This window comes from Shewanella morhuae (genome assembly GCF_003028295.1).
Taxonomy (GTDB): Bacteria; Pseudomonadota; Gammaproteobacteria; order Enterobacterales; family Shewanellaceae; genus Shewanella; species Shewanella morhuae.
Map to the genome: position 1 here is coordinate 73,063 of NZ_PYSG01000002.1, position 15,147 is coordinate 88,209.

Consider the following 15,147-nt stretch of genomic DNA (forward strand, 5'->3'; position numbering starts at 1 on the left):
CTGTGATTACACGACTCAGTGATGTAAAACTTAAAGATATCCGTGGCGTCATCTTCGATCTTGACGGCACTTTAGCGCATTCGAATCCTGATTTTTCCGGGCTGCGCCGCGAGCTAGGCATTGATTCTGGTACGGATATTTTGGCCCATGTTAATAGCCTCAGTGAAGGCGAGGTGCGTAATAAAGCATTTGAGATAGTCCATGAGTATGAAAGACAAAGCTCACTTAACGCCAGTTGGATAGATGGCGCTAAGGAGCTTATCGAATACTTACAGGCTAAATCGCTGCCCTTGGCTATTTTGACCCGCAATATGCCAGAAGCAGCGCAAATCACTATCAATAAGCTCGGCATCGATATCGCATTGGTGTTAACCCGCGATGATGCGCAGCCTAAGCCGCACCCTGAAGGCATTGAGCTTATTTGCCAGCAGTGGCAATTAGAGCCTGCAGATATTTTATATGTGGGCGATTATCTATTTGATCTGCAAACTGCCCAAAATGCAGGTAGCCGCTGCGCCCTTTATTGCCCCGAAACTATCCCCGATTATGCCCTTGATGCCGACATGCTAGTAGCTTGTTACCATCGTTTTATTGAAGCGTGGGCAGTGGGTGACTAGATTTTGTTAGTCTGTTTTGAACTTAGTCCCAGTGCGGGGCGAAGTCTGGATTGGCCACCCTATGATTGCGATCTAATCCAGTGATTGCCTCGATTTCCGCTGCAGATAACATGAGTTTGGCTGTTGCTAGGTTGCTGCGAATATTCTCACGTTTGGTCGATGAAGGAATCGTGGCGAATCCTTGCTGTCTTAACCAAGCGAGTATGGTTTGAGCTGTGGTGACGCCATGTTTTTTAGCAATCTGAGTAATTAACTCATCTTGTAATACAGCGCCGTAGGCAAAAGGCATGTAGCCCGTCACTAAGATATTGTGCTGCTTACAAAACTTTGTCACTTTTGTGTTAACCAAATACGGATGCACTTCTACTTGATTGGTGAAAATTACTCCTTCACCTAATATCTCTATCGCTTGGGATAACTGGGCGTTAGTGAAATTCGATACTCCAATACGGCGAGTGAAACCCTTATTTAGCATGGTTTTTAATGATAAGAGGTAATCTGCCATCGGCACGTGTTCATCCTTAAGTGGCCAATGGATTAATAGCAAATCAACATACTGGGTTTGTAGCGCGGTTAAGCTGTCGATAACGCTGGCTTCGAAACGGTTTGCGGCTAGATTTTCTGTCCAAACTTTAGTGGTGATAAAGAGTTCATCACGGGGAACGCTAGAAGCCTTAATTGCCTCGCCAACGGCGGCTTCATTACCGTAGATTTGTGCGGTATCGATATGGCGTGAGCCCTCTTCGAGAGCCATTAGTACAGCATCAACTGCTGCTTGGTCTTTGAGTCTAAAAGTGCCGGTGCCGAGCATGGGCATAGCTAATGGATGAGATACGGTCGAGTCTATCTGTGCATGAGTCATAATATTTCCAATACTGAATGAATGGTGATGGCGCTACTTTCGCCTATCAAGCTTTGCCAATAAAGTCGATAAAACACAAATCATATTTGCCAATATCACAATAATGCTGTGCGACTCTTTACTCATAGCCAATTTAGCCGCGTGTCTTTACAGACTCAATCTGGGCTGGATAAAATCGATAAAAGCCGAGATCCGCCGCGCCACGGTTGAGGTTTTATAATAGACGGCATTTACTTGCTCCCGTCCGACATTGGTCACGTGCTCACTTTCAAGCAATGGGACTAATCGTCCCGTGGCAATATCGTTGTTAACCATAAAGCCCGACAGACAAGCGATACCATTGCCCGATAAGGTTAATTGGCGCACGGTTTCGCCGTTGCTGGCGCGCACGTTAGGTGTAATTTGATCGATACCTTTTAAGGGCCATTGATTGAGCACTTTAGAACCGGTAAAGCCGATAAGGCAGTGGTGGGGCAGATCGCTAATATTCTTTGGTAGGCCGCGCTGCGCTAAGTATGCACTAGAGGCCACAATATACAGCTTACTTTTACCCAGCGGTCTGGCGTGCAGAGTCGAGTCAGTCAGCTTGCCGATACGGATCGCCACATCGGTACGTTTCTCAATCAGATCGACAAAACCTTCATTGGAGGTGATTTCAAGCTCGATATCGGGATAGGCTTGCTTAAATTCTTGCACTAAGGGCACGATTTGATGCAGTACGAAAGGGCTCGCTGCATCGACTCTTAAACGACCTTTAGGGCGCTCACCACGGGCGACGAGATCTTCTTCGGCCTGCTGCAGCGTTTGTAATCCTATACGTACCGCATCAACAAATTGCCGTCCCTCGTTGGTGAGTTCGACTCGGCGTGTGGTGCGGTTGAGTAGTGTCACTTGCAGTTGGCTTTCAAGGCGAGTGATCGCCCGCGATACCCGTGCGACTTGAATATCCAGCGCCTCGGCAGCCGCCGAAAAGCCACCAGTATCTACAATCGTCAATAAAATCTGCAAATCATCGGATCGTGTTAGCACTTAGTTGTCTCCAAGTTTAAAGGTGATTAACTACGCTTATAGCAAAAATCATTTGTAAAAATCACTCTTTTTAGCAATAACCTTTGTGGTCATGATAGCCCCATCTGAACGTGAGTCGAGTGTTAGCTCATCAATATTCGCTCACAGACGCTTTAACTTAACTGGATAAACACTATTATGCCCTTAGCTTTACTCGCATTGACGCTCAGTGCCTTTGCCATTGGAACCACAGAATTTGTCATAGTGGGTTTACTCCCAACTATGGCGCAGGATTTGAATGTCTCACTGCCCTCAGCGGGTTTATTGGTGAGTTTGTATGCCCTCGGTGTGGCGATTGGTGCACCTGTGCTGACGGCATTAACGGGTAATTGGAATCGTAAAACAGTCTTGCTATCAGTGATGTCACTGTTTGTACTGGGTAACTTGTTGGCATGGCAGGCGCCGAGTTATGAAACCCTAATTGCTGCGCGGATCCTGACAGGGCTGGCCCATGGGGTATTCTTTTCAATTGGATCGACCATCGCCACCGGCTTAGTTCCCAAAGAAAAAGCTGCGAGCGCGATTGCCATTATGTTTACTGGCTTAACCGTTGCCTTAGTGACTGGCGTGCCGTTGGGGACGTATATAGGCCAGACGTTTGGCTGGCAGTCGACCTTTTTAGCGGTGGCCTTACTGGGCTTTATCGCCTTAGTCGGCAGCGCATTTTTAGTGCCAAATAACCTAAAGCAAGCTAGCGCAGCCCGAATACTTACGCAGGTCAAAGTATTGGGTGAGCCGAGATTGTTATTAGTGTTTGCGATTACTGCCGTGGGTTACGGTGGCACCTTTGTGGCGTTCACTTACCTTGCGCCGATTTTACAGCAAGTTACAGGTTTTAATGCCAGTGCGATTGGCGCCATCATGTTGGTTTATGGTGTCTCCGTTGCCTTTGGCAATATCTGGGGTGGAAAGATGGCAGATAAAATGGGTCCAGTAAAAGCCCTGAGCTATATCTTTGCAGGCCTCACCGCTGTGCTATTGGTGTTTAACTTTACCGCAGGTAACCCGATTATGGCTGTGTTGACCATCTTAGTTTGGGGCGCGTTTGCCTTTGGTAATGTTCCAGGTTTACAAGTGTATGTGGTAAAACTTGCTGAGACTTATGCTCCCGATGCGGTTGATGTAGCTTCAGGTTTAAATATTGCTGCTTTTAATGTTGGTATCGCTTTAGGCGCGTGGGGCGGAGGGATAATCGTGACCAACTTAGGCTTAATGCACACTCCTTGGATTGGTGCGCTGGTGGTATTTAGTGCGCTGTTACTCACTCGTGTCAGTGGCTATTTAGATACCCAATCAAGCCAAGTTGAAAGCCGCGAGGCCTCTCAATAAGTCCTGTTTAGCGATTAACAGTAATGAAAGTCTTTCTGTTGTCTTATCTACGGAGTTTGAGTCGAATAGCGTTTTACAGATTTAGTTAGTCGCGTTGTTAGCGGCGGCTGCATCTTGCTTATCTTGCTTCAGCCCCAAGCGCACGCTATCTAATATGGCAATTAGCCAGCAGAGGATAAACCCGTACATCAGCTTATCTGCACCATCACGAATGGTTGCGGTGGTTTGCTTAGTCACTTCGGCCGCAATTACTCCCATATCCAGCGGTAAAACACCGGTTTGAATATCAAGCGAGATAACTTGTGCGACTTGCATAACTTGTTGCAGTAATAGACCGAGGCTCAGTATTGCCAATACAAAAAACACTAGGGCACTGCGTTTATGTTGCAGATAAAAATGGCCGCTGCCAGGGGCGACGAAGGCGGATAATAGTCCGGCGGTAAGGGCTTTTTTCATCGAAATACACTAGATGCGTTGCTAAAGACTAAGTCGACACTAATAGACATGTTGGCTTAACTGCAAGTTAATTTGCCATTGCGACTAATATTCCAATAAAGCCCGCAAATAGAGTGCAACCGACAAGTACCATGATTAATAACGTTTTATCTCTGTGGCATGACTTAGCGAGTTCGGGCAGTACCGAGGTAAATGGGTAAGTTATCAATGCTAAAAAATCCATTTTATATCCTTAAACTAGTCATTCTTGCACTCACTATATCAGCTTGAAATATCAACTGGCGAGCGTACTTTGAGCTAGTGCGATGTTAAGCCAATAAAAAAGGAGCCTAGGCTCCTTTTTTAGTCTCTAGCTTAGCTAGATAATCGTTAGATTAGTCTTCACGTGGTTTACGTGGCTTACGTTCACCGGCAGGTTTGTCTGCACGTGGTTTACGGTCAGCAAATGGCTTGTCACCCGTCGCAGCAGCGCGAGGCTTACGGTCGCCAGCTGGGCGGTCACCCGTTGGACGATCGCCACGTGGTTTACGGTCACCAGAAGGACGGTCTGAACGAGCACTACGGCCAGAATCAACAAATACTTGATCGCCAGCTTCGCGGATGTTCAATGGCTTGCCACAAACACGGACTTTACGTAGGTGTTGTAACACGTCTTTTGGCATGCCGTCTGGCAGGTCAACAGTGGTCACTGCATCGTAAAGTTGGATTGCGCCAATGTAACGGCTGTCGATGTTAGCTTCGTTCGCGATAGCGCCAACGATGTTGCCCACACCTACACCATTCTCACGACCTACGTCGATCACGTAACGGCACATTTTCAAATCTGGGTTGTCTTTCAACGCTTCAGCACTGCCTAGGCTCGCTGGCATTGGACGCGGTTCGCGACTTCTGCGCTCACCACCACGGTCACTTCCGCGGTCGCCACGATCACTGCTACTACGTTCAGTGCGCTCACTGCGTTCATCACGAGCACGTTCTTGAATGGCTGGCAATTGCAGAGGACGCTCCTGCTGAACTTGCTGTAATAATGCAGCGGCTAGCAGATCAGTATCGACTTCTAACTGTTGGCACAATTGAGCAACAGCTTCTTTCATGAAATCTAAATCGCCGTTGATTGTTTCAGCCAGTTGCTCACCTAAGCGAGACAGACGACGTTCTGCAACAGTCTCTGGGCTTGGAATTTTCATCGGTGAAATACGGCTGTTAGTTGAACGCTCGATAGTGCGCAGCATGCGCATTTCACGGCTAGTCACAAACAGGATCGCCATACCAGTACGGCCAGCACGGCCTGTACGGCCAATACGGTGTACATATGCTTCAGCATCATACGGAATGTCGTAGTTAACTACGTGACCGATACGCTCAACGTCAAGACCACGGGCGGCAACGTCAGTTGCGATTAGAATGTCTAATTTGCCACGTTTCAGTTGATCAACTGCGCGCTCACGGGCTTGCTGATTCATGTCACCATGTAGAGGTGATGAAGCATAACCACGAGCTTCTAACTTTTCAGCTAACTCAACACATGAGTTACGAGTGCGGACGAATATGATGACACCTTCAGTGTTTTCAACTTCTAATACGCGTACTAATGCTTCAAGTTTATTGTGTTGTGATACTTGTACAAAACGCTGTTCGATTGACTCAACCGTTGTTTGGCTTGATTCAATGCGCACATGTATTGGATTGCGTAAGTATTGGTTAGCAACACGCTTAATTTGCTCTGGCATAGTGGCAGAGAATAACGCTAACTGGCGCTCGCTTGGCGTGTGCTCAAGGATCCATTCGATATCATCGATGAAGCCCATTTTTAACATTTCATCGGCTTCGTCAAGTACAAGTGCTTGTAACGAATCGAGTTTCAATGTGCCACGACGCATATGGTCCATAACACGACCAGGCGTACCAACAATAACCTGTGGGCCACGTTTTAGGGCATTCAACTGTTGTTGCATGCTTTGACCGCCGTAAATTGGCAGCACGTGAAAATTCTTCATGAATTTGGCATAGCTACTGAAAGCTTCTGCAACCTGAACCGCTAATTCGCGCGTTGGCGCTAATACTAGAATTTGCGGTGTAGTTTGGCTGGTGACTTTATTTAGCAGGGGTAAAGCGAAGGCGCCAGTTTTACCTGTACCTGTTTGCGCTTGACCTAAAATATCTTTGCCAGCCATAAGTGGATCAATACTGGCTGATTGGATTGGCGTTGGTTTTTCATAACCTAGCTCGTCAAGAGCACGCAACAAATTCTCGGATAGGCCGAGTTCACGGAAAGTTCTTTCATCGGATGACATTGGGTTGTAGCCTTGTGGATGCGCGCGCGAAATGGCGCTTAAAGTTGCACAGACAGAAAATCAACCCCGTGTCGATTTCCCGCGAAGGACGGATTATAGCAGCATAGAAGCCACTTTACCAACCTGAGTCACACTTTTTACGCCGTTTACTGCATTTTTTTCGTTGAAACTGAGCAAGAAACGCGCCACTTCCCATTAATTCTTTAAATATTCGGCATTTAATTGAATTAGTTCAAATGCTGATTCAGTCACCGCGGCTAGAAAAGTGATGTCGATTGTCGCAACGGTATCCTCAGGCGTGTGGTATTGCCGATGGATTGGCACGCCTAAATATAACCAAGGGATATTCGCTTTATTGAACGGATAATGATCCGACACTTGCAACCAATTAGTATTTTGTATGCTGCGGCCAATGGGCTTGGGGTGGCTCAATTTAATGCATAATCGGTTTTGTTCACTCAAGAGCGGTTTGAATTGGTTGAACTGATTGAAGTTGCGACTACCTTCGAGATAAATAGCATAGGGTCTACTTGGGTGGCTTACCATGTCGAGATTGAGCATTAATTCAAATGTTGCCTGTGGCAAACGGATTTTGAGTTGCTCGACCAAGGCGGTGCTGCCATAGAGTCCGGGTTCTTCGGCATCCGTCGCGACAAACATCAAATTGACGTTAGGCAAAGTATGGGTTGGCAAGCTCTGTTGCTGTTGCTGTTGCCAGCGAGCGGCAATGGCTAGCATTGCTGCCACACCCGAAGCGTTATCATCGGCGCCGTGGTAAACCTGACTACCGCTCATGCCTAAATGATCATAATGAGCAACAACAATACGCCATCTGTTGGTCGGCGTTTGTGCCATGGCGATAGCGATCACATTGGCGCCGCTGTTTAGGGTGAAAGGTGTGTGATACTCAAACGGCACTACAAAGTCGGTTCCCCAAGGCTGTAAACCTAATGCTTGAAATCTCTGCTTTATATAGTCACGACTTTTAGCCGCGCCTTGGGTTTGGGTTTTTCTGCCCTCGAATTCTGCTGAACTGAGTTTGGTGACTGTCGCTTGCAGCTCGCTAGGGTTGCCCCACGTCAGTTTGAGCTCGCTTGGCGCACAGGTTTCCAGTGAATTAGCACAACCACTGAGATTTGCGCTAACCAAGCAGACAAGTATGAACATACTAAGGTCTTGCAACTGATGGCCTAAAATACGTGCATTCTTGAGATTAGCCAGCCGTTGGCGAATGCGATGGTCGTTGAGTAAAGGCGCTATGCTTATATAGCTGGCTTGATACAGGCTTAGAAAAATACGGCGAGTGACAGGCCATTGAATGCTATCGCGCATGGATGATGCTTGTCCTTATGGATGAAACCTTCATCTGAAGATGGCTTCATCTTTGCCTAAAGCTGAGGTTAATTCAACCTGTGTTAAATGTAGCGAAAGCCTAAGCGTATTTGAATGTAACTGGGGAAGCGTGTAATTGAGTAATTTAAGTTAATCTCTAACAATCATCAGCAAAAAATCAGCAAAACGTGGGCTAACAAAAAAGCGCAGAGCCGAGGCAACTGCGCTTTTTTATTTTTATACAAACAGCTGGCTTTTAAGCCTTAGCTTTATTGGCCTTTGCCATTTCAATATCCCGTTTTAGCAGCGGCTTTAAAAAGCGTGCCGTGTGGGAGGTTGGATGCTCGGCGACTTCTTCTGGTGTGCCTGTGGCTAAAATCATACCGCCACCACCACCACCTTCTGGGCCTAAGTCGATAATCCAATCCGCCGTTTTGATCACGTCCAGATTATGCTCAATCACCACAATGGTGTTGCCGTGGGATTTAAGACGATGCAATACGTCAAGCAGCAGTTGGATATCAGCAAAGTGTAAGCCAGTGGTTGGTTCATCCAAGATATACAAGGTTTGGCCTGTGTCACGCTTAGATAACTCTTTGGCAAGTTTCACCCTTTGAGCTTCACCGCCCGACAGCGTGGTCGCACTTTGACCAAGGCGCACGTAGGATAACCCCACATCCATCAAGGTTTGCAGCTTACGGGCAATGGCAGGTACGGCATCAAAGAACTGACGTGCATCTTCCACTGTCATTTGCAGTACTTCGTGAATATTCTTGCCTTTATAGCGTACTTCTAAGGTTTCGCGGTTATAGCGCTTACCTTTACAAGAATCACAGGGCACATACACGTCGGGCAGGAAGTGCATTTCGACCTTGATTAAACCATCGCCTTGGCACGCTTCGCAGCGGCCACCTTTAACGTTAAAGGAGAAGCGGCCGACTTGATAACCTCGGGTGCGCGACTCTTGAGTGCCAGTAAATATTTCACGGATAGGAGTGAAAATACCCGTATAAGTGGCGGGGTTAGAGCGCGGTGTGCGGCCAATTGGGCTTTGGTCAATATCGACCACTTTATCGCACAGCTCCATGCCTTCGATACGATCATAGGGTGACGGTTCATCCACAGTCGCGCCGTTAAGCATTCTATGGGCAATTTTGAAGAAGGTATCGTTAATTAAGGTCGATTTACCCGAGCCAGACACGCCCGTCACGCAAGTGAACAAACCAATCGGAATGGTTAAATCAACATTACGCAGGTTGTTGCCACGTGCGCCAAATAACTCAATCACTTTAGTTTTGTCGAATGCAATACGCGGTGTATCGATATGAATACAGCGTTTACCGGAAATATATTGTCCAGTTACCGACTCTTCACAGGCGATGATTTTTTCAATCGGGCCGTCGCAAATTACTTCACCACCATGTACGCCAGCGCCGGGGCCGATATCAATCACGTGATCCGCCATACGAATCGCATCTTCATCGTGCTCAACCACAATCACAGTGTTGCCTAAATCCCGCAGATGGATCAGGGTTTGTAGCAGGCGTTCATTATCCCGTTGATGCAGGCCGATTGAGGGTTCATCGAGCACGTACATCACACCAACAAGTCCGGCGCCGATTTGGCTGGCGAGTCGAATACGTTGGGCTTCACCACCCGAGAGGGTTTCTGCCGAGCGTGATAGGCTCAAATAATTGAGGCCGACGTTAACGAGGAAACCTAAGCGATCGCGGATTTCCTTTAAAATCTTTTCAGCGATTTGCGCCTTTTGGCCGCTAAACTCGACGTTCTCGAAGTAGTTTAAGGCTTCGCCAATCGACCAAGTGGTGAGTTGCGGCAGGTTAATGTCGCCTAAAAACACGTTACGGGCTTCTTCACGCAGGCGCGAGCCACCACAGCTTTGACAGGCTTGGGTGTTGATAAACTTGGCTAATTCGTCACGTACCGAGTTACTTTCAGTTTCACGATAACGCCTGTCCATATTATTTAAAATGCCTTCGAAGGGGTGATTACGTACCACCACATCGCCGCGATCGTTGATGTACTTAAAGGCAATGCTGTCTTTGCCTGAACCGTACAGCACGATTTTACGGACTTTTTCGCTCAGCTGCTCGTAGGGCACTTCGACATCGAACTTATAGTGGTCAGCGAGTGAACTAAGCATTTGGAAATAATAGAAGTTGCGTCTATCCCAACCACGAATTGCGCCGCCAGCCAATGAAAGCTCGGTATTGCTGATCACGCGCTCTGGGTCGAAAAACTGTTGTACGCCTAAACCATCACAGGTTTGGCATGCACCGGCTGGGTTGTTAAAGGAGAAAATTCTTGGCTCTAATTCCGCCATAGAATAACCGCAGTGCGGACAAGCAAAGTTAGCCGAGAATATCAGTTCTTCGCCTTTTGCTTTACCCGAACCTGTGTCGTCATCCATGGTGGCCACGGTCGCGATACCGCCAGAGAGTTCGAGCGCGGTTTCAAAGGATTCGGCCAAACGTTGCTTGATATCGTCACGCACTTTAAAACGGTCAACGACCACTTCAATGGTGTGTTTTACGTGTAAATCTAAGGTTGGCGGGTCGGTTAAATCACACACCTCGCCGTCGATACGTGCACGGATATAACCCTGCGCCGATAGGCCTTCAAGCAATTTAACGTGCTCACCTTTACGGGCGTTGACCACAGGCGCGAGCAGCATTAAGCGGCTATCTTGGGGCATTTCGAGCACTTTATCGACCATCTGGCTGACGGTTTGCGCCGCCAACGGTTGATTGTGCGTCGGGCAACGCGGCTCGCCTACTCGGGCGAACATCAAACGCAGGTAATCGTAAATTTCGGTTATGGTGCCTACGGTCGAGCGTGGGTTATGGGAAGTAGACTTTTGTTCGATGGATATCGCAGGGCTTAAGCCTTCGATATGATCAACATCGGGCTTTTCCATCAAACTTAAAAATTGGCGAGCATAGGCAGACAGAGACTCGACGTAACGTCTTTGGCCCTCGGCATATAAAGTATCAAAAGCAAGGGAGGACTTACCGGATCCCGATAAGCCCGTGATGACAATCAGTTTATCCCTAGGGATAGTCAGGTTGATATTCTTGAGATTGTGGGTGCGTGCGCCGCGTATTTCAATCTTATCCATCTATCGCTCTAATGCCATATGCTTAAAAAAAATGAGCACAAGTATCGCACAGATCGGCGGCTGAGTTTAGTTGATTCTGTGATCTGCACCAATCCTAGGCTAGTCGTGGTTTTTAATCGGCTTAGTTAAGCAGAGGTTAGGTTCTGAGTGGATTAATTAAGATTAATGCCGTTGTTGCGCACTGACTCACAGGACAAATGTGAGCACTATGTTAGACTCGCTTATCTGTGCCTGAGTATTGAATTGGGCTGAAAAACAAAGGTATTAACCTGAGTGTGAGCACGATTACGGATAATATAGGTCTGTGATTATCGGCAGAAAGCGAACGATATCAGTAGTGGGTTAAGCCACTATTTCCTTTTGAGCAAATCCTTTTGGGTGTGGTAACATGCGCCCCTTAAAAGACTTCAATCCAGGGCAAAATCATGGGTAACAACGGACTTTCGGGTACGGAAAAAAAAGTCGCGTTTTCTTTAGCCAGTGTATTTGGTTTACGCATGATGGGCTTGTTTATGATCATGCCTGTCTTTGCACTTTATGGTCAGCACCTCGAAGGCTTCTCGCCGCTGTGGGTGGGTATTGCCATCGGTGCCTATGGTCTGACTCAAGCTGTGTTGCAAATCCCCATGGGGATTTTATCTGACAAATATGGTCGCAAGCCGATAATCCTTATCGGCCTTGTGTTGTTTGCCATTGGTAGCTTGATAGCCGCCAATGCCGATTCGATTTATGGTGTGGTGTTTGGCCGCGCAGTGCAGGGCATGGGCGCGATTGCCGCCGCCGTATTAGCGCTGGCGGCAGATTTAACTCGCGATGAACAGCGTACTAAAGTCATGGCGATTATTGGTATGTGTATTGGCGCCTCTTTTGCGCTGTCCTTACTGGTTGGGCCAATTGTGGCGCAACATGTGGGTTTATCTGGTCTGTTTTACCTTACGGCTATTCTTGCTGTGTTGGGTATGTTGATTGTGCAGCTTTTAGTGCCGAATCCGATAAGCCATGCGCCTAAGGGCGACACGCTAGCTACGCCAGCTAGACTCAAGCGCATGTTAACCGATCCGCAGTTGTTTAGATTAGATGCGGGGATTTTTATCCTGCATTTAGTGTTAACTGCGGTATTTGTGGCTTTGCCGCTGGATCTTGTCGATGCCGGTTTAGTGAAAGAAAAACACTGGATGCTGTATTTTCCTGCTTTTGTGGGGGCGTTTTTCCTGATGGTGCCGTTAATCATCATCGGTGTTAAGCGTAAAAATACTAAGGCCATGTTCCAAATCGCCCTCGTGATCATGATAGTGGCATTACTGGCAATGGCCGCATTCGCTAGCAACCTTTGGGTATTGAGCTTTGCCGTTGTGCTATTTTTTACCGGCTTTAACTACTTAGAAGCTTCATTGCCCAGTTTAATTGCTAAATTCTGCCCTGTTGGCGAAAAAGGCTCGGCCATGGGTGTCTATTCCACCAGCCAGTTTTTAGGGGCTTTTTGTGGTGGTATGCTGGGCGGCGGCGCTTTCCAATTAGTGGGCGCGGTTGGGGTATTTATCGTGGCCGTGATCTTAATGTCTATCTGGTTATTCCTGACATTAGGCATGGAAAATCCTGTGCTGTTAAAGAGCTATACCTTAGAAGCTGAAGTCAAAGACAAGGCGCAGGCGCGGGATATGGCGGCGCAGTTATCGCAGTTGATGGGTGTGGTTGAAGCGATCGTCGTACTGGATGAAAAAGTCGCGTACTTAAAGGTTGATGAGCATTTCGATTTAAGAGAAGCACGAGCTGTGTTAGGCTCTGCTCAATAATATCTGGGTCTGCCGTGTGGTATTTGGGGAAGCTGATTTTCCTCTATGGCGACACATATAAACAACATACTGAATTAATAGATTATTTAAAGAATCGCAGGAGATTTCAATGGCCAGTCGTGGTGTTAACAAAGTAATTTTGGTTGGCAATTTGGGACAAGATCCAGAAGTGCGTTATATGCCAAACGGTAATGCCGTCGCTAACATCACAGTTGCGACCAGCGAATCGTGGAAAGACCAACAGGGTCAGCAGCAAGAACGTACAGAATGGCACCGTGTGGTTCTGTTCGGCAAATTAGCTGAAATTACAGGTGAATACCTACGTAAAGGTTCACAGGTTTACCTTGAAGGTAAACTGCAAACCCGTAAGTGGAAAGATCAAAGCGGTCAAGACCGTTACAGCACTGAAGTGGTTATTGATCAAAGCGGTAGCATGCAAATGTTAGGTAGCCGTGGTCAAGGTGGTCAAGCTCAAGGCGCGCCAATGGGTGGCGGCATGCCACAAAATGCAGGTTATCAGTCTGCACCACAACAAGCGGCACCTGCGCAAAATCAATATGCGCCAGCGCCTCAAGCTGCGCCTGCTTACCAAGCGCCAGCTCAGCAACAATATGCTGCGCCAGCACCTACCCAGCAGCAAGGTTATGGTCAACCGCAGTCCCAACCACCACAGCAGGGTGGGTATGCGCCTAAGCCACAAGCCGCTCCAGCGCCAGCTTATCAAGCACCGGCAGCACCAGCACAGCGCCCAGCACCGCAACCTCAGCAAAACTTCACTCCAGATTTGGATGATGGCTGGGATGATGATATCCCGTTCTAGCTTACGCATAAAAAAGTCGTAAAGACGAGATAGTCTGAAATGAATAAAGCCACGCAAGTCGTGGCTTTATTGTTTCTAGCGTTAATGCTGTGGGTCTTTCTATTGTGTAAGCAGACTGAGAGCGTTAAAGCATTCGTCTAGCTTATAGATTCAACCATTTGATTTAGGTACAAGCTTAAAACGTATAATCAAAGTTATAACGCATGCCGATCATGATTTGGTCATTGGTGTCACGGTATTCGTAATCGGTTTTTTGATATTCGATAAAGGTACTGAATGTGGGTGTTTTATGCCATTCAAGCGTGCTGTTGTAGGCATTATAGGTGTTAGAGGTCGCATCGTTGCCACCATCATCATATTTAGACACACCTAGCTTAACTTTATAGCTTTCGTTGATGTCGTAGCTTGCTACGACGTCAAGAGTGGAGCCATCGACGTCACCTTTGTCTATATCTTGATAGGCAGCGGCGAGGTATAAAGAATTGAAGCTCTTTGCTAGGGTCACACCTATGGTATTTTCATCTACGTAGGTTGGGTTAGATGCGCATGAATCATTTTCACATAGATTATGTTCTTTGTTGTAATATGCGACAGCGACGTAGATAAAGTCAGTTTTGTAACGAACACCGGCGTTGACAAAGTCGCTACCACTGTTACCACCTTTATCGCCATCAAATTGTCCATCGGCCGAGAATAAGATATCGCCGAATTCTTTACGATAGGTTACTAGGTTGTTTAGTCTGAATGGGCTCGCGCTGTCATAGGCAAGAGGTGTTCCTGAGCGGTTAAATATATCGACCGGATCAGAAATAATTTCTTGGGTGACGGCTTGCTTACCGATAGCGAACCGACCAAAGAATCCTTCAATACCAACATAAGCTTTGCGTGCGTCGCCAAAGTCGCCATCGTTTTGGATTTCGACTTTAAATTCACCTTTGGCAAAAGCAGTTAAACCATTACCAAGATCGTGCTCTGCAGCAAAACCAATCCGCGAGTTGGCGTCACCCACATCCCAATCTTCGTCTGAATTTAAGTTGCTCACCCCAAATGTAGGGCGTAAAGAACCATAAAAATTAAACTGAGTATCTGATGATACAGGGGTTGAGGCGGTGCTTTCTTGGGTTTCTAGCGTCGCAAGTCTTTGTTGTATTTGTTGTAACTCAGCCCGTAACTCATCATTTGTCGCAGTATCATTAGCTTGAGCGGCGAATAGAGGGGCGGTAAAGCTCAGCATCATCATTGCTGCTGTTACTTTTGATAACTTCATTGATATTTCCTTACATAACAACTACTAACGCTTTGCTAATGGTTTTGTTATCCATAAGGCAGTACTGCATAGTAGTAAGGATGCGCACGTTTGATTGTGCTGGGTTCGGGATCTTGCTGAAATGAAAGATCCCGCATGTCTTTACTGGTAAATAATTTTTGCCAGCCTAA

The 15,147-nt window shown here is 47.1% G+C and carries 12 protein-coding genes; 4 read left to right on the forward strand and 8 right to left on the reverse strand.

Translation table 11 applies throughout. The features are described 5' to 3' along the window. Positions 1-2 precede the first annotated feature (2 nt). Positions 3-617, forward strand: a complete 615-nt coding sequence (locus C9I43_RS00890; RefSeq protein WP_107881513.1) for an HAD family hydrolase — start codon at positions 3-5, stop codon at positions 615-617. A gap of 22 nt (positions 618-639) precedes the next feature. Here the strand turns inward: C9I43_RS00890 and dkgB are convergent, their stop codons facing one another. Continuing rightward, positions 640-1,479 (reverse strand): 2,5-didehydrogluconate reductase DkgB, encoded by an 840-nt coding sequence (gene dkgB / locus C9I43_RS00895; RefSeq protein ID WP_107881515.1) that lies wholly within the window; start codon positions 1,477-1,479, stop codon positions 640-642. Between the two features lie 147 nt (positions 1,480-1,626). Next, positions 1,627-2,508, reverse strand: a complete 882-nt coding sequence (locus C9I43_RS00900; RefSeq protein ID WP_107881517.1) for a LysR family transcriptional regulator — start codon at positions 2,506-2,508, stop codon at positions 1,627-1,629. Positions 2,509-2,685: 177 nt separating this feature from the next. Between C9I43_RS00900 and C9I43_RS00905 the strand changes: the two genes are divergently transcribed. Beyond that, on the forward strand, positions 2,686-3,876 hold the full coding sequence (locus tag C9I43_RS00905) for an MFS transporter (protein ID WP_107881518.1): 1,191 nt from the start codon (positions 2,686-2,688) through the stop codon (positions 3,874-3,876). A gap of 81 nt (positions 3,877-3,957) precedes the next feature. On the opposite strand, the gene C9I43_RS00910 is transcribed toward C9I43_RS00905, so the two are convergent. The 5 genes from C9I43_RS00910 to uvrA form a co-directional block, all read right to left on the reverse strand. After that, positions 3,958-4,332, reverse strand: a complete 375-nt coding sequence (locus C9I43_RS00910; protein ID WP_107881520.1) for a DUF6677 family protein — start codon at positions 4,330-4,332, stop codon at positions 3,958-3,960. Positions 4,333-4,399: 67 nt separating this feature from the next. Beyond that, positions 4,400-4,555, reverse strand: a complete 156-nt coding sequence (locus tag C9I43_RS18860) for a hypothetical protein (protein ID WP_181317836.1) — start codon at positions 4,553-4,555, stop codon at positions 4,400-4,402. A 151-nt stretch (positions 4,556-4,706) separates the two neighbouring features. Further along, on the reverse strand, positions 4,707-6,626 hold the full coding sequence (locus C9I43_RS00915) for a DEAD/DEAH box helicase (RefSeq protein ID WP_076499126.1): 1,920 nt from the start codon (positions 6,624-6,626) through the stop codon (positions 4,707-4,709). 195 nt (positions 6,627-6,821) lie between these two features. After that, positions 6,822-7,958: a M28 family peptidase gene (locus C9I43_RS00920; RefSeq protein WP_107881522.1), complete on the reverse strand. Its 1,137-nt coding sequence runs from the start codon at positions 7,956-7,958 to the stop codon at positions 6,822-6,824. Between the two features lie 256 nt (positions 7,959-8,214). After that, positions 8,215-11,097: an excinuclease ABC subunit UvrA gene (uvrA, locus tag C9I43_RS00925; protein WP_107881524.1), complete on the reverse strand. Its 2,883-nt coding sequence runs from the start codon at positions 11,095-11,097 to the stop codon at positions 8,215-8,217. Between the two features lie 425 nt (positions 11,098-11,522). Here uvrA and C9I43_RS00930 point away from each other — a divergent pair, with 425 nt between their 5' ends. Further along, the gene (locus C9I43_RS00930) at positions 11,523-12,890 is read left to right on the forward strand and encodes an MFS transporter (RefSeq protein ID WP_076499121.1); all 1,368 of its coding nucleotides are present in this window, start codon (positions 11,523-11,525) and stop codon (positions 12,888-12,890) included. A 109-nt stretch (positions 12,891-12,999) separates the two neighbouring features. Further along, positions 13,000-13,710, forward strand: a complete 711-nt coding sequence (gene ssb / locus C9I43_RS00935) for a single-stranded DNA-binding protein (RefSeq protein WP_076499120.1) — start codon at positions 13,000-13,002, stop codon at positions 13,708-13,710. A gap of 175 nt (positions 13,711-13,885) precedes the next feature. On the opposite strand, the gene C9I43_RS00940 is transcribed toward ssb, so the two are convergent. Then, entirely contained in the window at positions 13,886-14,977 is a 1,092-nt protein-coding gene (locus C9I43_RS00940) for a porin (RefSeq protein WP_107881526.1), read from the reverse strand. Positions 14,978-15,147 lie beyond the last annotated feature (170 nt).

Bases quoted from the DNA above. Each gene is read 5' to 3' on its own strand.
- dkgB (WP_107881515.1), bottom strand. From the start codon at position 1,479: ATGACTCATGCACAGATAGACTCGACCGTATCTCATCCATTAGCTATG.
- C9I43_RS00905 (WP_107881518.1), top strand. From the start codon at position 2,686: ATGCCCTTAGCTTTACTCGCATTGACGCTCAGTGCCTTTGCCATTGGA.
- C9I43_RS00910 (WP_107881520.1), bottom strand. From the start codon at position 4,332: ATGAAAAAAGCCCTTACCGCCGGACTATTATCCGCCTTCGTCGCCCCT.
- C9I43_RS18860 (WP_181317836.1), bottom strand. From the start codon at position 4,555: ATGGATTTTTTAGCATTGATAACTTACCCATTTACCTCGGTACTGCCC.
- C9I43_RS00915 (WP_076499126.1), bottom strand. From the start codon at position 6,626: ATGTCATCCGATGAAAGAACTTTCCGTGAACTCGGCCTATCCGAGAAT.
- C9I43_RS00920 (WP_107881522.1), bottom strand. From the start codon at position 7,958: ATGCGCGATAGCATTCAATGGCCTGTCACTCGCCGTATTTTTCTAAGC.
- uvrA (WP_107881524.1), bottom strand. From the start codon at position 11,097: ATGGATAAGATTGAAATACGCGGCGCACGCACCCACAATCTCAAGAAT.
- C9I43_RS00930 (WP_076499121.1), top strand. From the start codon at position 11,523: ATGGGTAACAACGGACTTTCGGGTACGGAAAAAAAAGTCGCGTTTTCT.
- ssb (WP_076499120.1), top strand. From the start codon at position 13,000: ATGGCCAGTCGTGGTGTTAACAAAGTAATTTTGGTTGGCAATTTGGGA.
- C9I43_RS00940 (WP_107881526.1), bottom strand. From the start codon at position 14,977: ATGAAGTTATCAAAAGTAACAGCAGCAATGATGATGCTGAGCTTTACC.